The organism is Paenibacillus sp. 1-18, from assembly GCF_000520755.1.
GTDB classification, from domain to species: domain Bacteria; phylum Bacillota; class Bacilli; order Paenibacillales; family Paenibacillaceae; genus Paenibacillus; species Paenibacillus brasilensis.
Window position 1 is genome coordinate 26,691 of the sequence record NZ_ASSB01000066.1, and the last position, 22,129, is coordinate 48,819.

General features: G+C 48.7%; 21 protein-coding genes and 1 riboswitch. Of the genes, 16 read left to right on the forward strand and 5 right to left on the reverse strand.

Features of this window, described 5'->3' with window-relative positions; translation table 11 throughout:
* Nucleotides 1-3 precede the first annotated feature (3 nt).
* From purU to ppnP, 3 genes are all read left to right on the forward strand, one after another.
* Entirely contained in the window at nt 4-900 is an 897-nt protein-coding gene (gene purU, locus L693_RS0104280; RefSeq protein WP_025716208.1) for a formyltetrahydrofolate deformylase, read from the forward strand.
* A gap of 358 nt (nt 901-1,258) precedes the next feature.
* Nucleotides 1,259-3,304 carry a transketolase gene (gene tkt, locus L693_RS0104285; protein WP_025716209.1) on the forward strand — a complete coding sequence of 682 codons (2,046 nt, stop codon included), beginning with the start codon at nt 1,259-1,261 and terminating at the stop codon, nt 3,302-3,304.
* 209 nt (nt 3,305-3,513) lie between these two features.
* On the forward strand, nt 3,514-3,828 hold the full coding sequence (gene ppnP / locus L693_RS0104290) for a pyrimidine/purine nucleoside phosphorylase (RefSeq protein WP_025716210.1): 315 nt from the start codon (nt 3,514-3,516) through the stop codon (nt 3,826-3,828).
* 86 nt (nt 3,829-3,914) lie between these two features.
* Here ppnP and L693_RS0104295 read toward each other — a convergent pair whose 3' ends face one another.
* Nucleotides 3,915-4,814, reverse strand: a complete 900-nt coding sequence (locus L693_RS0104295) for an NAD(P)-dependent oxidoreductase (RefSeq protein WP_025716211.1) — start codon at nt 4,812-4,814, stop codon at nt 3,915-3,917.
* A gap of 249 nt (nt 4,815-5,063) precedes the next feature.
* Here L693_RS0104295 and L693_RS0104300 point away from each other — a divergent pair, with 249 nt between their 5' ends.
* The 3 genes from L693_RS0104300 (at nt 5,064) to L693_RS0104310 (ending at nt 7,787) form a co-directional block, all read left to right on the forward strand.
* Complete coding sequence (locus L693_RS0104300; protein ID WP_025716212.1) at nt 5,064-6,419, forward strand: glucose-6-phosphate isomerase; 1,356 nt, start codon at nt 5,064-5,066, stop codon at nt 6,417-6,419.
* A 148-nt stretch (nt 6,420-6,567) separates the two neighbouring features.
* On the forward strand, nt 6,568-7,200 hold the full coding sequence (locus tag L693_RS0104305) for a YigZ family protein (RefSeq protein ID WP_025716213.1): 633 nt from the start codon (nt 6,568-6,570) through the stop codon (nt 7,198-7,200).
* A gap of 5 nt (nt 7,201-7,205) precedes the next feature.
* Entirely contained in the window at nt 7,206-7,787 is a 582-nt protein-coding gene (locus tag L693_RS0104310; RefSeq protein WP_025716214.1) for a TetR/AcrR family transcriptional regulator, read from the forward strand.
* Between the two features lie 168 nt (nt 7,788-7,955).
* Here L693_RS0104310 and L693_RS0104315 read toward each other — a convergent pair whose 3' ends face one another.
* A complete protein-coding gene (locus tag L693_RS0104315; protein WP_025716215.1) occupies nt 7,956-8,357 on the reverse strand; it encodes a secondary thiamine-phosphate synthase enzyme YjbQ in 402 nt (133 codons plus the stop codon).
* Nucleotides 8,358-8,579: 222 nt separating this feature from the next.
* On the opposite strand from L693_RS0104315, the gene L693_RS0104320 reads away from it, so the two are divergent.
* Nucleotides 8,580-9,641 carry a sulfate/molybdate ABC transporter ATP-binding protein gene (locus L693_RS0104320; RefSeq protein ID WP_025716216.1) on the forward strand — a complete coding sequence of 354 codons (1,062 nt, stop codon included), beginning with the start codon at nt 8,580-8,582 and terminating at the stop codon, nt 9,639-9,641.
* Between the two features lie 167 nt (nt 9,642-9,808).
* Complete coding sequence (locus tag L693_RS0104325; protein WP_025716217.1) at nt 9,809-10,579, forward strand: MBL fold metallo-hydrolase; 771 nt, start codon at nt 9,809-9,811, stop codon at nt 10,577-10,579.
* Between the two features lie 9 nt (nt 10,580-10,588).
* On the opposite strand, the gene L693_RS0104330 is transcribed toward L693_RS0104325, so the two are convergent.
* Nucleotides 10,589-12,085, reverse strand: coding sequence for an aminotransferase-like domain-containing protein (locus L693_RS0104330; protein ID WP_025716218.1), 1,497 nt, complete (start codon nt 12,083-12,085; stop codon nt 10,589-10,591).
* A 133-nt stretch (nt 12,086-12,218) separates the two neighbouring features.
* Here L693_RS0104330 and L693_RS0104335 point away from each other — a divergent pair, with 133 nt between their 5' ends.
* Nucleotides 12,219-13,130: a DMT family transporter gene (locus L693_RS0104335; RefSeq protein ID WP_025716219.1), complete on the forward strand. Its 912-nt coding sequence runs from the start codon at nt 12,219-12,221 to the stop codon at nt 13,128-13,130.
* A 138-nt stretch (nt 13,131-13,268) separates the two neighbouring features.
* Here the strand turns inward: L693_RS0104335 and L693_RS0104340 are convergent, their stop codons facing one another.
* Together L693_RS0104340 and L693_RS0104345 are read right to left on the reverse strand one after the other, a co-directional pair.
* Entirely contained in the window at nt 13,269-14,069 is an 801-nt protein-coding gene (locus tag L693_RS0104340) for a Cof-type HAD-IIB family hydrolase (RefSeq protein ID WP_025716220.1), read from the reverse strand.
* 169 nt (nt 14,070-14,238) lie between these two features.
* Nucleotides 14,239-15,240, reverse strand: coding sequence for a lipoate--protein ligase (locus tag L693_RS0104345; RefSeq protein ID WP_025716221.1), 1,002 nt, complete (start codon nt 15,238-15,240; stop codon nt 14,239-14,241).
* 162 nt (nt 15,241-15,402) lie between these two features.
* Between L693_RS0104345 and cobD the strand changes: the two genes are divergently transcribed.
* The 7 genes from cobD to L693_RS0104380 form a co-directional block, all read left to right on the forward strand.
* Nucleotides 15,403-16,506 carry a threonine-phosphate decarboxylase CobD gene (gene cobD / locus L693_RS0104350; RefSeq protein ID WP_025716222.1) on the forward strand — a complete coding sequence of 368 codons (1,104 nt, stop codon included), beginning with the start codon at nt 15,403-15,405 and terminating at the stop codon, nt 16,504-16,506.
* Nucleotides 16,496-17,467 carry an adenosylcobinamide-phosphate synthase CbiB gene (gene cbiB, locus L693_RS0104355; RefSeq protein WP_025716223.1) on the forward strand — a complete coding sequence of 324 codons (972 nt, stop codon included), beginning with the start codon at nt 16,496-16,498 and terminating at the stop codon, nt 17,465-17,467. Before cobD ends, cbiB begins: the two co-directional genes overlap by 11 nt.
* Complete coding sequence (locus L693_RS0104360; protein WP_081752079.1) at nt 17,455-18,216, forward strand: histidine phosphatase family protein; 762 nt, start codon at nt 17,455-17,457, stop codon at nt 18,214-18,216. The genes cbiB and L693_RS0104360 overlap by 13 nt, the downstream gene beginning before the upstream one ends.
* A gap of 78 nt (nt 18,217-18,294) precedes the next feature.
* Nucleotides 18,295-18,504: riboswitch (cobalamin riboswitch) on the forward strand.
* A gap of 202 nt (nt 18,505-18,706) precedes the next feature.
* Nucleotides 18,707-19,714, forward strand: a complete 1,008-nt coding sequence (locus L693_RS0104365) for an ABC transporter substrate-binding protein (RefSeq protein ID WP_025716225.1) — start codon at nt 18,707-18,709, stop codon at nt 19,712-19,714.
* Entirely contained in the window at nt 19,711-20,757 is a 1,047-nt protein-coding gene (locus tag L693_RS0104370; RefSeq protein WP_025716226.1) for a FecCD family ABC transporter permease, read from the forward strand. The genes L693_RS0104365 and L693_RS0104370 overlap by 4 nt, the downstream gene beginning before the upstream one ends.
* A complete protein-coding gene (locus tag L693_RS0104375; protein ID WP_025716227.1) occupies nt 20,754-21,587 on the forward strand; it encodes an ABC transporter ATP-binding protein in 834 nt (277 codons plus the stop codon). Before L693_RS0104370 ends, L693_RS0104375 begins: the two co-directional genes overlap by 4 nt.
* A 45-nt stretch (nt 21,588-21,632) precedes the next feature.
* Nucleotides 21,633-22,129, forward strand: a 497-nt coding sequence (locus L693_RS0104380; protein ID WP_025716228.1) for a nicotinate-nucleotide--dimethylbenzimidazole phosphoribosyltransferase, incomplete at its 3' end; no start/stop codon positions are given.

Sequence of the window (22,129 nt, forward strand, 5' to 3'; positions counted from 1 at the left end):
CACATGGAACTTCACGTAAAACATCCAAACAGCACTTTATCTGCACATGAAAACCGCGCACGTATGCTTGTATCCTGCCCTGATGGGCCGGGGATTGTTGCGGCTGTGTCCCGCTTTTTGTACGAGCATGGGGCCAATATCGTCCAATCTGACCAATATACAATGGACCCGTCCGGCGGTATGTTTTTTATGCGGGTTGAATTTGATCTGCCGAATTTGAGTGCAGCCCAGCCGCAGCTGGAGCAGGACTTTGTCGCTGTTGCTGAGCAATTCCGTATGGAGTGGACGATTTCTGCGGTCAGCCGCAAGAAAAAACTGGCCATTTTCGTTTCCAAGGAGGATCACTGTTTGGTAGAGCTGCTGTGGCAATGGCAGGCCGGGGATCTGGACGCAGATATTGCATTGGTGGTTAGTAATCATCTGGATATGAAGGAGTATGTGGAATCGTTTGGTATTCCGTATCATCATATTCCGGTAACACCTGACACTAAGCCAGAGGCGGAGCGCCGTCAGCTGGAGGTCATTGGTGACGATATCGACGTTATCATTTTGGCGCGGTACATGCAGATTATTTCGCCCAAGTTTATTGAGTATTACCGTAACCGGATTATCAATATTCATCATTCCTTTTTGCCTGCATTCGTGGGTGGCAAGCCTTATGCCCAAGCGTATAATCGCGGGGTAAAAATTATTGGCGCTACCGCGCATTATGTAACCGAGGAATTGGACGGTGGCCCGATCATTGAGCAGGACGTGCAGCGGGTAAGCCACGGAGACGATGTAAATGAGCTAAAACGAATTGGTCGTACCATTGAGCGGGTCGTTTTGGCAAGAGCCGTAAAGTGGCATGTGGAGGATCGAATTCTGGTTCATGAGAACAAAACGGTCGTTTTTAATTAATCATAAAATTTAGAACAAAACTTTTGAGTATACACTTTTTAAAAACAAAGCCTGTCACTTCGACTGGCTTTGTTTTTTTGTGATATTTTTTCGTGATTTTATCATTTTTTAAATGAGGTTAATACATAACGGGTATATTGATATAAGGACTCTGTGCCACATTTCGACAACCATCTCTATAAACAATCTGGCAAACCTTCACGGCAAATGGTACAATACTTAAGAATGTATAAGTCATATTGAAACATTCAAGCAGATTCACTCACTCCAAGAAACACGGCTTCGGTATCGGACAGTAGTATTGGAGGGCATGACCGAATGCAATTGGTATACTTTTTACTATATGAGGAGGCAAACCATGACTGACCAGAATCAAGCGATTCAAAAGGATGAGAACTCCACAATCGACAATTTGTCCATCACAACTATTCGTACGTTGGCAATTGACGCCATCGAGAAGGCGAACTCGGGACATCCTGGTATGCCAATGGGCTCCGCACCAATGGGCTACCAACTTTTTGCTAAAACAATGAATCATAACCCGTATCATCCTACATGGATTAACCGTGACCGATTTGTACTGTCTGCAGGACACGGCTCCATGCTGCTGTACAGCTTGCTGCACCTGAGCGGCTATGATCTGCCTATGGAAGAATTAAAGCAATTCCGTCAATGGGGCAGTCTTACACCAGGTCACCCTGAGTTTGGACACACTGCTGGTGTAGATGCTACGACAGGACCACTGGGACAAGGCTTGGCCATGTCCGTAGGTATGGCAATGGCTGAAGCTCAACTGGCTGCAACATACAATAAAGATGAATTTAAAGTTGTAGATCACTTCACATATGCGATCTGCGGTGATGGCGATCTGATGGAAGGTATTTCCCACGAGGCTGCTTCACTGGCTGGGCGTCTGCAACTGGGCAAGTTGATCGTATTGTTCGATTCCAATGATATTACACTGGACGGTAAGCTGAACCTGTCTTCTTCCGAGAGTGTTGCCAAGCGTTTTGAGGCTTACAACTGGCAAGTGCTGCGCGTAGAGGATGGCAACGATCTTCCAGCGATCCAAAAAGCGATTGAAGAAGCGCAAGGCGATTCCACACGTCCTACATTGATTGAAGTGAAGACAGTCATCGGCTACGGAAGCCCGAACAAACAAGGTAAAGGCGGACACGGCGGTACTCACGGCTCTCCGCTGGGAGCAGAGGAAGCCAAGCTGACTAAAGAATTTTACAAGTGGGTATACGAAGAGGACTTCCATGTACCGCAAGAGGTTCGTGAGCATTTTGCAAAAGTAAAAGAGCGTGGTATCGCAGCGAACAAAGCATGGGATGAACAATTTGCGAAATACAAAGCGGCTCATCCTGATTTGGCAGCCCAGTTCGAAACAGCAATCAACGGCGATCTTCCAGAAGGCTGGGACCGCGATCTTCCTAAATACTCGGCTGGAGACAAAGCCGTTTCGACTCGCGTAGCTTCTGGTAATGCACTCAACGGATTGGCACCAAACGTACCTTTCCTGACAGGCGGATCTGCCGATCTGGAAAGCTCCACGATGACACATTTGAACAATCTGACGAACTTTACGCCAGAAGACTATGCCGGCCGTAATATCTATTTCGGTATCCGCGAATTTGGTATGGCTGCTGCGATGAACGGTATGGCACTGCACCGAGGCGTAAAAGTATTCGGCGGTACATTCTTTGTATTTACGGATTATCTGCGTCCGGCCGTTCGTCTGGCAGCTCTGATGGGATTGCCTGTAACCTACGTTCTGACTCACGATAGTATTGCTGTAGGTGAAGATGGTCCTACCCATGAGCCGATTGAACAATTGGCTTCCCTGCGCATTATCCCGAACCTGACGGTCATTCGCCCGGCAGATGGCAATGAGACTTCTGCTGCTTGGGCTTACACACTGGAAAACAAGAAGAATCCGGTTGCACTGGTATTGACTCGTCAAAACCTGCCAATTCTGGCTGCAACTGCTGAGCATGCACGTGAAGGGATCCAACGCGGTGCCTATGTCGTTGCAGATGCGAAGGACGGCAAGCCGGTTGCTCAAATTCTGGCTACAGGTTCCGAGGTACAACTGGCTGTTAAAGCACAGGAAGCACTGGCGGAGCAAGGTATCCAAGTACGTGTTATCAGCTTCCCAAGCTGGGATCTGTTCGAAAAACAAGACAAAGCCTATAAAGATTCCGTTCTGTTGCCTGAAGTGAAGGCTCGTTTGGCGGTGGAAATGGCTTACCCACTGGGCTGGGAAAAATATGTTGGCGACCAAGGCGATATTCTTGGTATCAGCACATTTGGCGCATCCGCTCCTGGTGACCGCGTCATTAAGGAATACGGCTTTACAGTAGAGGATGTTGTTAGCCGCGTGAAAGCTTTGTTGAAATAAAACAACATGTCAAGCAGACAGTCGTAACCTGAGATAGGCTTACGGCTGTTTGTTTCATACAACCGAGTTTTGTAAGAAATCATTTTTGAAAATCCAGTGTATAGGATACGGCGATGCAGTGTGTATTTTCTTACTGAATATGGAATCAAATCTATGTTATGATGCACAATATTCATTCAACCATTGATGAGCAGATGAGGGGATAAAAAATGTCACAGTTTGATGGAGTCAACGTAGTTAAAAAAGCAAACATATATTATGACGGTCAGGTCACAAGCCGTACAGTCATCCTGGGTGACGGTAGTAAGGTTACACTGGGGATTATGCTGCCTGGAACATATGAATTCGGCACGGATTCCCGCGAGATCATGGAGATTTTGGCAGGGGATCTGAAAGTATTGCTTCCAGGTACTGAGGAATGGCTGGAAATACAGGGAACGGCAACGTTCCACGTACCTGCGCAGTCCTCGTTCAAACTTGAAGTACGAAGTGTGACTGATTATTGCTGTTCTTACCCTGAATAAACAGCTAAACAGGGTAAGAACACACGACTTCAAGCCAAGTGTGCTTACCCTTTATGCTAGCGTATAACTGCGAAGAAAAGTGCAGCTTATTCGAGTGGCTTGCCACCAATGGTGCGGCCAATCCATGCTTCGTATGTCTTCACGACAGCGGATAAGTCCTCGTCACCATAGCCTTGCGTTTGCCCGGCTTGAAACAGGCTTTTGGCAATGGCCAGCATGGGTGTCGGAATGGACAGGCTATCGGTCAAGGAGGAAGCAAGCTTCAAGTCCTTGAGCATCAAGGCAAGTGAGAACTGGTTGCTAAAATCATGCTCGATGATTTTGCGTCCCTTCAGGTCCGCAGCCTTGCTGCCAGCCGATCCGAGCTGAACCAGCTCAAGGAAGCTGTCTGCCGGAATACCGGATTTGGCGGCAATAGCGAAGCCCTCAGCCAGAGCGAGGTTGTTAATGCCGACCATCGTATTATGAGCGAGCTTGGCTACAGCTCCGCTGCCGTTTGGTCCCATATGCAGCACCTTCTTGCCCAAGGCATCAAAAACGTCCGACTGTGCTGCGATGGCGTCCGCGTCTCCGCCGACCATGAACACGAGTGTTCCGTCAACAGCGGCAGGCTTGCTACCTGTTACAGGAGCATCAATGAAGGAGCAGCCCAGCTTGTCCGCTTCAGCAGCAAGCTGTTTGACCAGCTCAGGTGAAATCGTGCTGTTATCCATCACGGTCACGCCGGACGTGAGACCGGCAAACACGCCGTCCTCACCGTAATAGATGTCACGAATTGAGTTATCATCGCTGACCATGGTAATGACCAGTTGCTGATCTTCAGCTGCCTCACGAGGCGTTGAAGCTGTACGAGCGCCCTGTTCTACCAGTGGCTCGCAGCGTGAAGCCGTACGGTTATAAACCGTGACTCCAAATCCCTGCCTCAGCAGATTGGATGCCATCGGGGCGCCCATGGTGCCCAGTCCGATAAATCCGATGTTTTTCATTGCTAATCACCTTTCTTGTTGGAGGATACTGTCCGATAAGATGCGAATTCGGCTTGAAATGAATGTTTAACAGGTTGATCTCAATTTATTGTAGCATGGGTATGCGACCCTATCTACACCGGGGTCTGTCAAGGCACACGACATACAGGTAACGCAAGCTTGTCAGGCCCTGCAAATTAAAGTATCCTATTCCTAAGTCCTTATGTTCGTATTGATGGTCTTAGTAATACCAAACAGGAGGTTCCAAACATGTCTAAAAAAGTTATTTTTGATTACACTAAAGCACTCTCCTTTGTAGGTCAGCACGAAATTGATTACTTTGCAGAACCCATCAAATTGGCTCATGAGCAACTGCACAACCAAACAGGTGTTGGCTCCGATTTCTTGGGTTGGATTGACCTGCCTACCAATTATGATAAAGAAGAATTCGCGCGCATCCAAAAGGCTGCTGCTAAAATTCAAAGCGATTCCGAAGTACTGATCGTCATCGGTATTGGTGGTTCTTACCTTGGAGCACGTGCTGCCATTGAGATGCTGTCGCATTCTTTCTACAATGCATTGTCTAAAGAACAACGCAAAGGTCCGGCTATCTATTTCGCAGGCAACAACATCAGCTCTACATATATGAATCATCTGCTGGAACTGATTGAAGGAAAAGACTTCTCCGTCAATGTTATTTCCAAATCAGGTACGACTACTGAGCCAGCTATCGCTTTCCGCGTATTCCGTGCTGCTTTGGAGAAAAAATATGGTAAAGAAGAAGCGCGCAAACGTATTTACGCAACAACGGATAAAGAACGCGGCGCTTTGAAAAAACTTGCTAACGAAGAAGGCTATGAATCCTTCATTATTCCTGATGATGTGGGTGGCCGTTACTCTGTACTGACAGCAGTAGGCTTGCTGCCGATTGCTACAGCCGGCATTAACATTGAGGAAATGATGCAAGGAGCGGCAGACGCATCCAAAGAATACAGCAACCCGAACGTAGCTGAGAACCAGGCTTACCAATATGCAGCCGTTCGTAACGCTCTGTACCGTAAAGGTAAAGCCATTGAAATTCTCGTAAACTATGAGCCTTCCCTGCATTTCGTATCCGAATGGTGGAAACAGTTGTACGGCGAAAGCGAAGGCAAGGATTATAAAGGCATCTATCCTGCGTCCGTTGATTTCTCGACAGACCTGCACTCCATGGGACAATTCATTCAGGAAGGCAGCCGCAACATTTTCGAAACAGTTATCCAAGTCGAAAATGTGCCTAGCCACATCACTATCGAGGCAGATCAGGATGATCTGGATGGACTGAACTTCCTGGCAGGCAAAACCGTGGATTTTGTAAATAAAAAAGCATTCCAAGGTACGTTGCTGGCTCACACAGACGGACAAGTACCGAACCTGATTGTAAATATTCCTGACCTGAGCCCTTACTCCTTCGGGTATCTGGCTTATTTCTTCGAAAAAGCTTGCGGCATCAGCGGCTACTTGCTGGGCGTAAATCCGTTCGATCAACCGGGCGTAGAAGCGTACAAGAAAAATATGTTTGCCTTGTTGGGCAAACCGGGCTTCGAAAAAGAAAAAGCTGAGCTTGAAGCGAGATTGTCTGAATAAGGGAACTATAATCTCTGACCCAAAGCAGGGTTTTGAGCAGGGGGTTATAGGTTGTAGCCTCAGATAAAGTACAGGAAAGCAGTTCACCGGCTGCCAGAAGCGGGGGACTGCTTTCTTGTAAAATGAAGTAAGGAAGGGTATACGTAATATGTTGGAACAATACCGAACCGTACGAGGTTCCGGCAGCAAGGAAATTGTGATCCGTAAATCCCGTTTTATCGGTCATATCCAGCCTGTTCATACCGAGGAAGAAGCGACGGCTTTCATAGAACGCATCAAAAAAGAGCACTGGAATGCAACCCACAATTGTTCAGCTTACATGATTGGAGAAAGAGACGAAATCCAGAAGCAATCGGATGATGGAGAACCAAGTGGTACGGCTGGAAAGCCCATTTTGGAGGTGATCCGTAATCAGAAGCTGAAAAATGTGGCGATTGTCGTTACCCGTTACTTTGGTGGTATATTGCTGGGAGCAGGAGGTCTGATTCGTGCATACTCAGACGGTGCCGTTGCAGCAATCGAGGCAGGCGATGCGATTACGCGTGTATTGCATCGTGAAATTTTTGTGGAATTAGATTATACTTGGTTGGGTAAAGTGGAAAATGAATTGCGGAATCGCAGCATCCGTACTGGAGAAACCATTTTTACGGATAAAGTTACGTTAACCTGTCTGCCGCTGGCTGGTGATGCTGAATCCTTCAGCAACTGGATAACAGATTTGACACAGGGGCAATCACTTGTGTCGGAGGGAGAACAGCTTTACTTTATTGAAGGGGAATAAATAATATGGCTAGAAGAGCAGTGGAACAGGAGTTGTCAAGAGGGCGGATTCTGGAAGCGGCCAGGCACTTGTTTATTACCAAGGGCTACCGTGCGATTTCAATGCGCAGCATTGGCCAGCATCTGGGTTACAGTCATGGTTCGTTATATTATCATTTTAAAGAGAAGGCTGAACTGTTCTACGCCATTGTAATTGAGGATTTTAATACATTGCGTGGAATTTTGCTGCAATCAGCAACAGGTACGCCTGAGGGCGGCTTGAGCAGACTGGAATACTTGATGCTGGAATTCATCCGTTTTGGCTTGGAAAATCCATATCAGTACGAAATTATGTTTATGATGCACGATGAAGAATTGCTTGCATATTGTCGTACAGAGCAAAACCGTTGTGTGGAATTGTTTGCGTCTATGATCCTACAGGAATTGAGTGGTCAGGGACACTCGGAGGAAGATTGTTCGTGGGTACCGAAAAGTCTGTTTTTATCCATGCACGGCTTTGTGTCATTTTATATCCAAGATGGTTTAACCTTTGAAGAAATCAGACCTGCTGCTTTAGCACATGTAAAGCTGCTGTGTAGACACCTATGAGCGTACCTGCAATCATACGCCTCGGCCATGAGCTTATAGGGTGCTTTTCTGGGTATTTGCACTTCAAGACGGTGACTAATCATTACGTTACTTTGCGAAAGCGACTAAGAATTTAATAGACGATGATGAATCCAGGAGGAGAACATCATCGTCTTTTCTTTATGGCCGTCAGCCCTTCATGATTTTTACATAGTATTGTCGTCTGCGTGGTCCATCGAATTCACAAAAATAAATTCCTTGCCAGCGTCCTAGCAGCATCCTTCCATCATGGATGATGACAGTCTGAGAGGGGCCTGTTGTGATGGATTTAAGGTGGGACGCCGTGTTTCCCTCCATATGGCGATATTGGGGATGTTCCCACGGGTAAACCTCATCCAGTCTTAGTATCACATCATGTTTGACATCCGGGTCAGCATTTTCATTAATGGCAATTCCGGCCGTTGTGTGTGGACAATAGATGAGTACGGTTCCGTGTTGAACCCCACTTTTTTCGATCAATGAAGCAACCTCACGTGTAATATCACGTATTTCATCTCGCCGTGTAGTAGATAACTCTAAAGTATGCAGCATGATGATTTCATCTCCTTTCTTCTTCATATTTTACCCTTTTAGCTCTCAACCTAATATATAGAGTTGACGACAAAAGCTTTCCTTTGATAAAGTATCACATAAGAAAAACATAGTATAGACATTGGATTAATTAAGTGATCTCAAATGAGGTACGCGCTTTGCAAAAAGCAAGGCTGCTGCTGTTCCTGAACAGGTTCAGAAGCGGAAAGGAAGTGTACGGATATGCATGTGGAAGTAAAGGGATTAAACAAGCATTTCGGTAATTTTCATGCGGTAAAGGACGTATCTTTTGATATTCGGAAGGGCCATTTGATTGGTTTACTCGGTCCGAGTGGTGGCGGAAAAACCTCCATTTTACGCATTTTGGCAGGGCTGGAGCAACCAGATGCCGGAGAGATTCATTTTCACGGAAAAAGAGTGAATGAGCTGGCCCCGCAGGAGCGCGGAATCGGATTTGTTTTTCAAAACTATGCTTTGTTTAAGCACATGAGCGTGTACGATAATATTGCCTTTGGTCTAAAAGTGAAAAAAAGCTCCAAAGCCCATATCAAAGAGCGAGTCACAGAGCTGGTTGAACTGACAGGACTCAAAGGCTTCGAGCATCGTTATCCGCATCAATTATCAGGTGGGCAGCGGCAGAGGGTTGCTTTTGCGCGTGCCTTGGCGCCGGAGCCTCAATTGTTGCTGCTGGATGAGCCTTTTGCGGCCATTGACGCCAAGATTCGCCAAGAGCTGCGAAGCTGGCTGCGGGAGTTGATTGAGCGGGTGGGCATTACCTCCATTTTCGTCACTCATGATCAGGATGAGGCGATTGAGGTGGCGGATGAAATTATGGTTATTAATCAAGGAAGGCTGGAGCAGAAGGGAACGCCTTGGGATATTTATAAAAAGCCGGGGACGCCGTTCGTTGCTTCTTTTATTGGTGAGTCGACAGTGATTGAACAAGCGTCCAGCCTTAAGGGCTTCGAGGAAGCTGCTGGATCAGGAGTACGTGCCTTGATCCGGCCGGAGTATATTGATGTCGGGCCAAGTGAAGAGTTTGCGCTTTTGTCAGCGACCGAGGAAGGCATAGTGAGGCATTTGCATTTCCGGGGAAGTGAATGGATGGTTGAAGTGCAGGTCGGAGATCAACGGCTTATGACGTACCGTTCGCTGGAGAAGTCTACTCTGGAGCCTGGTCAGCAGGTGCGAGTGCTGGTACATCGGGCCTATCTGTATAATGATCAGTCGAGCTGGATGGTGGAAAACCGCCTGAAGAAAGATCCAATGCCTATAGTGATTTAAACGTAGAATAATTACGCATGAGGGGATGTCCGGCCTGATTTCAGGGCTTAGGGCATGCTCCTTTTGGCGTTGGAGGTGGAAGAATTTACGCAGACGATTTACGCAGAATCGGTGTGTTCGCTATAATAGTAATACGACAACCATTCAGATAGATAGGAGTTTAATTCATGAATCGGCTTATTTTTCTTGGCACGGGGGATGCAATGGGTGTTCCGCGTGTATATTGTGATTGTCCCGTATGCACAGAGGCACGCTCGACTGGGGCGAATGTAAGGCTGAGATCTTCTGTGCTGATCGAAAGCGATACGGAGGACTTTATGATTGATTGTGGTCCGGACTGGCGCAGACAGCTAGAATTACGGGGGCTTCGCTTTATCCGTACGATCCTCGTTACACATGCGCATTTTGATCATATTGGAGGATTGCCGGAATGGGCAGATGCCTGTCGCTGGACCGGGAATAGAGGCCGCTTGTATGCTCCACAGGAAGTGATTGACACAATTCTGCGTCAATTTTCCTGGCTGCCTGGACATCTGGACCTTATCCCTGTCGATCAGGGAGCGCAGCTTGCCGGGTGGAATATCCGAGGTTGGCGTGTAAATCACGGGAAGAACGGATATGCTTACGCTTATCGACTGGAAAAGGATGGTTTCTCGTGGGCCTATTGTTCCGATTCGATTGGACTGAATGAGGCAGAGATTCTGCCCTTGCATAATCTGAATCTGCTCGTGCTGGGAACGAGCTTTTATCATGAGGAGGCCGAGTATTCGACCCGCTCGGTATATGACATGCTCGAGGCTCAGGAGCTTATAGGCAGGCTTGAGCCTGATCGTACGGTATTTACACATATGTCCCATGATGTGGATGTCACACGCAACTACGGGCTTCGGGAAGGGATTTGCTTGGCGCAAACCGGCATGAGTCTGCCGTTGGAATAGCAATTTCCATTACATCGACCGACTGATGCAGAGTAGTCTGGAGATGCCCTCTTTGATTTGCTGCTCGTTGGCGTATGAATAGGACAGCCGCACATGCGTTTTACCCTCCGCGCCAACGGGATCAAATACGTTCCCCGGTACAAAGGAGACGGACTCTTCTATGCCTTTGGCAAGCAGTTCATTGGGCTTCAACGCAAAAGGCAGCTGGAGCCACAGGTTGAGTCCCCCTGACGGACTGGTCCATGTCCAGCCTGATTCGCGGAGACTGTCTTCCATCGTTTCCTTGCGAATCTGGAGCGCGATACATAGCTTTTTGATATGCTGCTGCATACGTGGAGATTGAAAGTATTGTAAAAACAGCTTTTGATTCAGCAGTGGCGATCCATTGTCCACCAACGCTTTGACGCTCAGCAGGCTGGCCATAAGCTGACGTCGACAGGTCACGGCTGCGATGCGCAGACCGGGTGCTACATATTTGCTGTAGCTGCGAATGTAGACGACGCTTCCCGAGATATCATAGGCAAAAATCGGGGAAGGGGGCTTTTGCCCAAAGCTGATGTCATAGGTGCTGTCATCCTCGACAATGAGGCAGCCATAGCGCTCGGCCAGTTCAGGCAGTCGTTTGCGCTGCTCGTCGGGTACCGTAAAGCCGGTCGGGTTGTGAAATGTCGGATTCATATAAAAGAGACGCGGCTTTTCTGTTTTCATGCACCATTCAATCTGATCCATATCATAACCTTCCGGGCGAATATCAGTTGTAGTCAGACGTGCACCTTGTCTACGGAATATTTCCATAGCGGGGCCATAGGCAGGACGCTCGATTAATACACGGTCCCCTGTACGCAGAAGAGATCGGGAAATTAAATCAATGGCTTGTTGTGCGCCGGAGGTAATCAGTACTTCGTCTGTTGATAAGGCAAAATGCTTATCCGCACTAAAATGCTGGGCCATTGCATCACGCAGTTCAGCATCCCCTTGTACAGAAGAATAGGTAGCCGCCACTTTCGGATGCTTTTCAAAAACCTGCATCATTAATTCTCCCCAATATCGGTTAGGCAGAAGGGAGGGATCAATTAATGATTTGGAAAATTGGAAATCGGCGTTCACAGATTGGACACGGGTAAGCCCGTCCATTCCCCTCCAGGCGGAAACAGACGGATCGTCTGCCGCGTAGGCAGATTCCGAGTGTAAGCCTTGTTTGGTGGATGAACGTTCCGAGTAGGCGGCTAATGGTTTCAATGTATTTGCATGGGAAGCATGAGCGTAGTACCCTGATTTATCCTTTACATAAATACGTCCCTGTTGCTTTAACTCCTGATATGCCCGGAAGACGGTTAACCGATGCACACCCAATTCCTGAGCCAAGCTTCGCACAGACGGCAATTTAACGTCGGCTGGCCAGTCCCCGCGATCAATCCGCACATTTACATAGTGAATGACCTGTTCATACAGCTTTAAGGCCTGATCGGTCGTCGAAAAGAGTAATTCGCTGTTGTTCCTGCCCATGCTGTCCACGCTCCTTTTGTGTGTATTGTACTATACATCACTTCAAAATCGCTTACAACTGTTCTGTGGTTACACATCTGTTCTGTCTGTCTCCTTGTATGCTTGTGAGTAACAGAAGGGAGAGGGAAGTATCATGATTGGTATTGCCTTTACAGTTATGTGTCTTATTTTTGGCACAACATTTTTGGCTATAAAAGTGGGGGTGGAAGCCGGGCTTCCGCCATTCCTATCAGCAGGCACACGCTTTCTGGCAGCAGGAGCGATCTTGTTTATTGCGATGAGACTATCGGGAAAGGTTCGGTGGTCGTTATTATGGCATAAGGAAATGCTGCTGATTGGAGTTGGAACAACCTTCGGTACATTTTCAGCACTGTATTGGGCAGAGCAATATGTCAGCTCGGGGATCGGTGCTATTTTGTCAGCCACTGGACCGATGATGATTGTGTTGATGCAGTCCGCACTACTGCGGCAAAAAACGACGAGAATTACGCTTATTGGCTGCATGATTAGTTTTCTCGGGGTCGTGCTGGTGGTACTGCCAGGATTGGTGGTTCAGATTAGCGGTTTGTGGCTTGCGGGTTGCATAGTCATTTTGCTAGGTGAGCTGTGTTATTCGGGAGGGGCCCTTTACTCCAAGCGAGTCATGGATGCGTTTCGTGATACGAATCCGATTGCCTTGAATGCAGCGCAAATGTTCCATGGTGGTTGGATGTTGCTGGTACTGTCAGCTTTGACAGAGCCTTGGAATTCTGGGGAATGGAATGTACTCCCTGCCATGGGTTCTCTCCTGTATTTGATCTTGTTCGGTTCAATGATTGCGCAGACGCTATTCTACTGGCTCATGGCTCGTACGAATCCACTCTTTCCGACAACATGGCTCTATATTTCACCACCGATTGCTGTAGGCTTGGGGGCTTTTTTATATGGAGAGCATGTAAGCTGGTGGATGCTGGCAGGGGTGCTGCTCATTGTGATCGGATTGATGTGTATGAACAACGGAATCATCCGTCTGGTGAACAGACGAAAGCTACGTTCGGCTATCTGATAATTTGAAGCCGTTAGTTATTATGTGATATGACGTAAAGAGCCTCCAAACTGTCGTATGTTATTGAACATGCGACGTTTGGAGGCTTTGTTGTTGTGATCCTTTATTTAAGTATCTCGTTAAAAGTCACTTTTTTGCTTATTCAACATTGAGTACGAATTTGTCGATGGCATGCTTGACGCCGTCTTCATTATTGCTGGTAGTGATGTAATCAGCCAGCTTCTTCAAATCAGGAATAGCGTTCTCCATGGCTATGCCGAGACCAGCACATTCAAGCATTTCATGGTCGTTCCAGGAGTCGCCGATGGCAATCGTTTCCGACAGCTCACAGCCAAAATGTTTTGCCAGGAAGGTAAGAGCGTGGCCCTTGGTACCCTCATGATGCATAATTTCCAGAAAATGAGGCTTGGATTTTGTAATATGCACTTCATTGCCCAGCAGTTCGCGCAGCTCGGGAATCAATTCGTCCAATACTTCTGGCTCGTCGATAATCAGCAATTTAGGAGCAGGTTGCTCTATAACTTTACTGAACACAGGCTCTACAAAATATTCCGTGTTGTTCAGCTCGGTGTAATCTTTAATTTTCTGATTATCTTCACGTGTGTACAATTTGTCATCTATATACGTTTGCAGATGCAGATTGCGTTCCACGCAGAATTCATACAGGCGGCGTGCAGCCACGAGTGGAACATAACGCTCATACAGCACGTTTTCGTCCAGCAGGTTTTTGACTAAAGCTCCCTGGTACGTAATGATCGGCACGTTTAATCCTGTCTGGCGGGCAATTTTATGTGCGGAAGCGTAAGCTCGTCCGGTGGCGAGCGTAACCACAACACCTTTGGCTACAGCAGCTTCCAAGGCCTGTTGTGTCGCTGGAGTAACTTCCTTCTGATCGTTAATAAGTGTATCATCAATATCAATAGCAATTAATTTATACATATCGGTAATCTCTCCTTTATCTCTATCATGGGGCAATGCTAAAATTGTATCTCATAATATTCAAAATGACAATATCACAATATCACAATAAAAGGGGACGACCCCTATAAGAGCCTGTCCCCTTATAACCACTGAAGTATTGGTTTGAAACGATAGGAAAAAGTAGCTGTTAGTCTTCCAAAAATACAAGCCCGACAAAGTCGTCCAGCTCAATATTACCAAAATAATGCTTCAAATCGAGAGAGGACAAGGCTTGACGAACCTCGTCTTCATCATAGCGTTTGCCACGCAGAATATTTTCAATATCAGCAACGTCGCCCACACCGAAGAAATCACCATAGATTTTAATGTCACGGATATGGCCTTCCTTAAGGTCCATGCGGATATCAATAATACCGACCGGGAATTTGCGGGTGTGCTTGATATTGCTCTCCGGGGATTGACCATAATTCCAGTCCCAGGATTGATAGCGTTCTTTGGAAATTTCATGAATTTTAGCCCAATCGGAATCGGTGAGCTTATATTGGGGTACCTGATCCAGCTCTACTCCGAATATGAAACGCAGTAGTTCCTCACGAAATTGCTCTATCGTCATTTCACGATCCATCAGCTCGCTGATGTTAGCAACGCGGCTGCGGACGGATTTGGTGCTTTTGGATTTGAATTTTTCAGGGTTAGCATGCAGGGATGCAGCCACATTGTCCAGATTCAGGTTAAACATCAATGTACCGTGGCTGAACATGCGTCCACGTGTGGCAAACTGGGCGTTTCCCGAAATTTTGCGTTCACCGACTTGAAGATCGTTGCGTCCGGTCATTTCGGCTTCCACACCCATTTGGCGCAGGGCATCAATAACAGGCTGCGTAAATTTGAGGAAATTATGAAAGGACTCCCCGTTATCCTTGGTAATGAAGCTGAAATTTAAATTACCGAGGTCATGATATACAGCTCCACCGCCGGACAGGCGACGAACGACCTGAATATGGTTGCCTCTGACAAACTCGGCGTTGATTTCTTCAATGGTGTTTTGATGCTTCCCTATAATAATAGAAGGCTGATTAATGTAAAACAGCAGATAGCTGTCGTCCAGCGGTAGATGCTTGAGCGCATACTCCTCAATGGCAAGATTAATGGCTGGATCGTGTATGCCCTGGTTGTCGATGAACAGCATGTCCATTCCTCCGTATACAAACTGTGTAATTTTACGTGTACCATCTTCTATTGTAACCCAAGTGAGCAATGTACACAAAAGCTCATTTGCATTGACGGGACGCGAAAAACAGCCCCATAATGGAGCTAAATGATCAGGATTGGCCGGAAAGGATGATAGGCAATGATAGAGGTTTACGGTCATGGCGGAGACAGGGAAACGGCTGCGGCGACATTTGGCGGAGCTGCTGCGGATTTTGTGGATTTTAGCGCCAATATTAATCCGCTCGGTCCACCGCCCGAGGTGCTAGAGGTTCTGCAAAGCGCGTTGGATACTGTGATTCGCTATCCAGATCCGGGGCACCGGAATTTTAAAAATATGCTGGCACGGCGATTGTATGTTCCACCCGAGTCGCTGAGCATCGGAAACGGTGCGGCTGAAAGCATGGCTTTATTGCTGTTAGGATTGGCTCCCCAACGTGTGGGTACGGTGGAGCCATGCTTTTCAGAATATGCAGAGCTGGCAGGCAAATTCGGGGCCGAGGTAAGCCGGGTATACGGCAAAGCCTCGCTGCAATGGAAGGCTGACGTGGAGGATATACTCCAGCTCATGGAGCAGGTAGATGTACTGTTTTTGGGGCAGCCCAATAACCCTAACGGTGTGCAATATGGCGAGCAGGAGCTGCGTGAGCTGGCAGAGGCGGCTGGCAAAACGGGCACCGTGCTGGTGGTGGATGAGGCTTTCATTGATTTTATCCCACTGGAGCGGCGAATTTCACTGCTGCCTGTGCTGGATCGGTATCCTCATGTGATTTTGATCCGGTCGATGACTAAATTCTATGCCATTCCTGGTCTGCGCCTAGGCTACGCAATTGCTCATCCAGACTATATCCGGCGAATGACAGACAAACAGGTGACCTGGAGTGTGAACGGATTGGCGTTGCTGGCTGGGGAGGCGTGTCTGCGAAGCGGGGAGGCCTACGAGCGGCGCACACAGGAGCTGATTGCTATGGAACGCAGCCGTTTGCTGACCGCGTTGGCGGAATGGGGCTGCGGCGTCATTCCCGGCGAAGCGAATTATGTACTGGTACGGGCGCCGGGAACGTGGAGTGCATTGGCTGTGCAGCAGGCGCTTGGACAGCGTGGAATTCTTATTCGTAGCTGTGCTATGTATCCAGGGCTGACGGCGAGCCATTTTCGGATTGCGGTCAAGGACGCGGAAGCCAACGGCTTACTGCTGTCTGCATTGGGTGAAGTGCTGGAGGAGGAGCGTTGGCGTGACAGTTAGCTTGATTATCTTAGCGGCCTATCTTCTGGACAGGCTAATTGGCGATCCGAGGTGGCTGCCGCATCCGGTCATCGGAATGGGATATGTCATTTCAGCGCTGGAAAAGGCGATTCGCCGTCAGGTCAGCAGCGACCGTGGACTGAAACGCGCCGGCTTGCTGCTGCCACTTATTGTGGCGGGAGGGGCCTTTGCGCTCGCTTGGGCGCTGCTGCGTTTGCTTGCCTGGGTTCACCCGTGGCTGTCTGTTGGTGCAGAAATCATTCTGATCGCAACCACGATTGCTTCCAAAGGACTCAAGGAAGCGGGCATGGCAGTCTACCGCGAGTTGCAGGCGGGTAACCTGCCTGCGGCACGCCGGGAGCTCGGTATGATTGTCGGGCGGGATACGCAGCAGCTGGATGAGCCTGAAATTGTACGCGGTACCGTCGAAACGGTCGCAGAAAACATCGTTGACGCGATTATTTCTCCGCTTTTTTATGCCCTGATCGGAGGGGCCCCCTTGGCGCTGGCTTATCGTGCCGTAAATACGCTCGATTCCATGGTTGGCTACAAAAATGAAAAGTATCTGCATTTAGGCTGGGCCTCGGCACGGCTGGATGATGTAGCTAACTACATTCCGGCACGCTTGACAGCGGTTATGCTTATGGTAGCGGCGTGGATGCATCGGCATGATGCTGCAAGAAGCTGGAGCACTGTCAAGCGCGATGCTCGTCTGCACCCAAGCCCGAATAGCGGCTTCCCGGAATCGGCCGTTGCCGGTGCGCTGGGGATTCGGCTTGGAGGCTTTAACGTCTATCACGGCGTCCGCTCCTTTCGTGCATACATGGGCGATCGGATACGACCGATGGAGTCGGAGGATATCCGGCACACAATCCGGCTGATGTTCACCGTGTCCAGCATGTTTGTTGGATTGTGTCTGCTAGGAGCCGCAGGCTGCTTTGCCTTGGAATGGACGCAGTGAGGAGTGACGGGACCTTGAAATACATTTTGAAGGAACAGGAGAAACAGGCATGCGGACATGTTAATGAAGATTCGCAATGGGATCTGGAGCTTGTGCTGGTACGTCACGGCACAACCCTGTGGAACAGGGAGCGTCGATATCTAGGACACACAGATATTGGTTTGCTAGCGGGAGCAGGGCAGGAACTGGAGCCTTTGCGGGAGAAGCTGCAGGGTCGGTCCTTTGCTCGAATCTATTGCAGCGATTTGATGCGGTGTCGCCAGACCCTACAGATCATTTTGCCAGAATCAGAATTAAAAGCTGGACGCACTCTATCCGCCAAGTCCCCTATTATGGAGCCACGCCTGAGAGAGCTTGATTTTGGTGAATGGGACGGAAAAACGTATGACATGCTTAAGAATGTGGCATTGTATCGTGCCTGGATTGATGAGCCGCAACGGATCACGCCTCCTGGAGGGGAATCTTGGGCAAAATTTGAGCATCGTTTGCACGAATTTCTTGACTCTCTGTATGAGTGGCGAATTGCTATGGAGCCTCAGCAATTAAGTTTGGCTGATGCCCCTCCCTCTGTTCTGGTCGTCACGCATGGCGGCGTCATTCGCCAGCTGGCTCATATGCTAATTCCGGGACACGGTTTTTGGAGCTTACATCCAAAGCCGGGAGAGGCATTGAGAATTCAGTTGAGGCTGATAGAGCCACACAAGTTCATGGCGAAGATACTTTCTCATTCACTAGACGAGAACTGGTAAACAGGCTGTCTGGGTTGTAAGCAGTCTCTTTTTAACCTATAATCATCAAGTAAAAGAACGGCTTGACTAACACTACATCAAATATCCAGCAGACGAGGTCAGCGCAGTGTAATGGAAATTTCATCTACTCGCTGTTAAAAGGGAAGCCGGTGTGAATCCGGCGCGGTCCCGCCACTGTAAATGGTAATTGCCTATCAGCCCTGCTTTATGTGCCGTCAAGCATATAAAGGAACTTGGGCTGCGGCAGCTTGCTATAAGTCAGGATACCTGCCCGTCCGCCTCTCACCATAATCCTTCGAGGAAAGGATGACGTGTTCGCAGTGACTGTCCATGCGGAAGAAGCTGCCGCCTGCGCATGATCTGCGCTAACGTGACCCTGTGTCCTGATATAAGGATGCGGGGTTTTTTTGAAGGGAAAGAGGCTGGATTTAAAAGTTAGCGGATGATGTTCAAGCGATGCTCTTACGATTTTTATGGAGGGGTGTAAAGCATGTCAGGAAAAAAAATAAAGGTCTGGACAACAGGTCTATTGGCTTTAGTCTTAGTGATTGTACTGAGTGCATGTGGCGCGAATGGAAAAAACGCCGAAAATAAAGGAAATCAGGCTTCTTCGCAGCAGACGGGACATTCAGCGGCTGCAAAAGAGCCTCCGGGCAAAACGGTTTACCCGTTAACGATTAAGGACGCAACAGGCCAGGAGTTCACGTTCAAAAAAGCGCCGGACAAGATCGTTTCCGTCTCCCCGGCAGAAACCGAGGCGCTGTTCGCGATCGGGCTGGATAAAGAAATAGTCGGCGTATCCGACTACTCCGACTACCCGGAAGCGGCGACAAAAAAGCCCAAAATGGGCGGTATTATGAAGCCGAATGAAGAAGCGATTATTGCTGCGAATCCGGATGTCGTTTTTGCAGGGATATCCCTTAGTGAGCAGGCTACCACCAAGCTGCGTGATATGGGAATTATGATTTTTAAAACCGAACCGAAAACGGTTGAAGATGTCATAGCTAACATCGAATTATATGGGAAAATCACCGATCATCAGAAAGAAGCAAGAACGGTGACCGACAAGATGAGAGCAGATGTAGCGGAAGTGAAGGACGGTGTTAAAAATATCGGCAAAGGCCAGAAGCTGCGAGTGTATGTTGAGTTTTCACCTGGCTGGACGGTGGGCAAGGGTGAATTTATGGACGAGCTGATTACACTGGCAGGCGGCGAAAATGTAGGTGCGACCCAGAAGGGCTGGTACCAGATCAGCGAGGAAAATATTATTGCTGCAAATCCAGACGTGATTTTGTACAGCAAAAGTGTCAAGGACGACAAAACAGGTCAGACGCTTGGCGAGATTATCAAAGCCCGCAGTGGATGGGATCAAATATCGGCTGTTCGCAATAACCGGGTTTTTGCCGTGGATGATAATTTGATCAGCCGTCCGGGTCCGCGCGTGACAGAAGGTCTCAAGGAAGTGGCCAAAGGCGTGTATCCTGAAATTTTCAAATGAACCGTAGACTGATCGGCTTTGGAGGTGTAGGCCTGGCCTTGCTGCTGCTGACGTTGCTGCTCTGTCTCGGCATGGGCTCGGCCAAGCTTCCGGTCAGCCAAATCACAGGTATTCTGGTTAATCATCTACCGGGATTAGGTGAGACGTTTACACCCGATTGGAATACGTCCTCGGAGCAGATTATTTTGAAGGTCAGACTACCACGGGTGTTACTCGGAATGCTGGTAGGTGCAGCGCTTGCGCTGGCGGGAGCCGGATTTCAGGGAGTGCTTCGCAATCCGTTGGCTGATCCATACACGCTTGGAGTGTCCTCGGGTGCCTCGGTAGGAGCGGCGGTGCTGATTTATTGGGGGCTTCAGTTTTCATTTGTTGGCATATGGACGCTGCCGCTGGTGGCGTTTTTCACCGGAATGCTCACGCTGTGGATGGTGCTGACGCTGGCACGGGAAGGTGGAAAGATTCCGACACAAAGTCTCATTTTGTCGGGTGTGGTGATGCAATCTTTTCTGGGTGCGGTTGTTTCCTTTCTGACAGCCATGTCGAAAGAAACAGTCAATGAAATATTGTACTGGACGATGGGAAGTCTCAGTCTGCGTGGTTGGTCATATACGGGAATTCTTTTACCTTATGTGGTCATAGGATTAGTGTTTTTGTGGAACCGGGCAAGGGTGCTGAATATTCTGGCCTTGGGTGAACGTCAGGCGGCTCACATGGGAGTTCAGGTAGATGCCACGAAACTATCTGTGCTGATCGTATCCACACTGCTGACAGCTGCCGCTGTCTCGGTATGTGGAGTCATTGGTTTTGTAGGACTCGTCGTACCGCATATCATTCGTCTGGTCACAGGTCCTGATTATCGGGTGATTGTTCCGTTGTCCGCGCTGGGTGGAGCTATTTTTATGGCTTGGGCAGATACTGCGGCTCGCACGTTGTTGGCTCCAACGGAAATCCCTCTGGGTGTTATGACGGCCTTTGTCGGCGCTCCGTTCTTCGCATACCTCCTGTATCGGAACAAAAAGCTGCGCAGGGGGGAACTGCTGTGACAGAACAAAGTGGATCACAGAAGACGCGTACTTCGGCATTAGAGGCAACTGGCTTGACTCGTGCTTTTGGAGAGTTTCATGCGTTAGAGAATATAAGCTGGAGCGTAGATGAGGGATCGTGGTGGGGCATTATTGGTCCGAATGGCAGTGGAAAATCGACCCTGCTGCATTTGCTTTCCGGTGTAGATCAGCCCACCTCGGGCAGCGTTCATATCTATGGTAAAAAGGTTGGCAGCTACAGCAGAAAAGAGCTTTCCCGAATTATAGCCGTACTCCAACAGGAGGGGCTTCCTCCCGTGGGATACACAGTCAGGGAAGTCGTAGAAATGGGACGTTTTCCTCATCAGGACTGGCTGGGCAGGGAAAAGGGTGTGGATGTTGACCTTATCACGGATCGTGTGCTGGAGCGCTTGGGTCTTATTTCGCTGGCGGACAGAGCAATGGATCGCCTGAGCGGAGGACAACGGCAGCGTGTAGCTTTGGCAAAGGTGATGGTGCAGGAGCCACAAATATTGCTGCTGGACGAGCCTACAACCTACCTGGACCTGCGTTATCAGCTTGAGTTTATGGAGCTGCTGGCAGAATGGCGGCAAGAAACGGGTGTGACGATCATTGCTGTCCTACATGATCTTAATTTGGCAGCCCAATTTTGCGATAATTTGCTTGTGCTTAAGGATGGAAAGGTTGAAGGGGTGGGAGCCTCAGCGGAGTTGTTAACCAAGGAGCGAATTCACCGTGTATACGGCGTTGAGCCTGTGATGCTTCCTCATCCAGATAGCGGTGTACCACAGCTTTTGCTGCGCAGGAGTACTCGTGATGGCAGCAGATGAATAGGAGATTTTATAGCAATATAAAAGAAGCAGGGAGTGGAAGGTATGAGCGAAAAGCTGCATCAGCTAATTAATAGCATAACCCCGCCGGATGAGGTGGCTGCATCGGCCGCTGCTAAGCATTTGGACCAATTAACGAAGCCGCCGGGAAGTCTTGGAAAGTTGGAAAGTCTGGCCATTCAGCTGGCAGGAATTACAGGGGGAGACAAGCCTGAATTTACTCGCAAAACCGTGATGGTCATGGCTGCGGATCACGGTGTATGTGAAGAGGGGGTCAGTGCCTTCCCGGCTGAGGTCACGCAGCAAATGCTGTATAACATGTTGTCAGGCGGTGCGGCCATTAATGTACTTGCACGCCATGCGGGGGCAGATGTCAGGGTTGTGGACGTTGGTGTAAATGCGGATGTCTCGCACCCGGATTTGGTCAACCGTAAGGTGCGCATGGGCACTTCAAATATGGCCAAAGGACCGGCCATGCTGCGTATGGAAGCGGAGCGGGCGATTTTGGCCGGAGCTGAAGCTGTAGCCGAAGCATTCGAAGG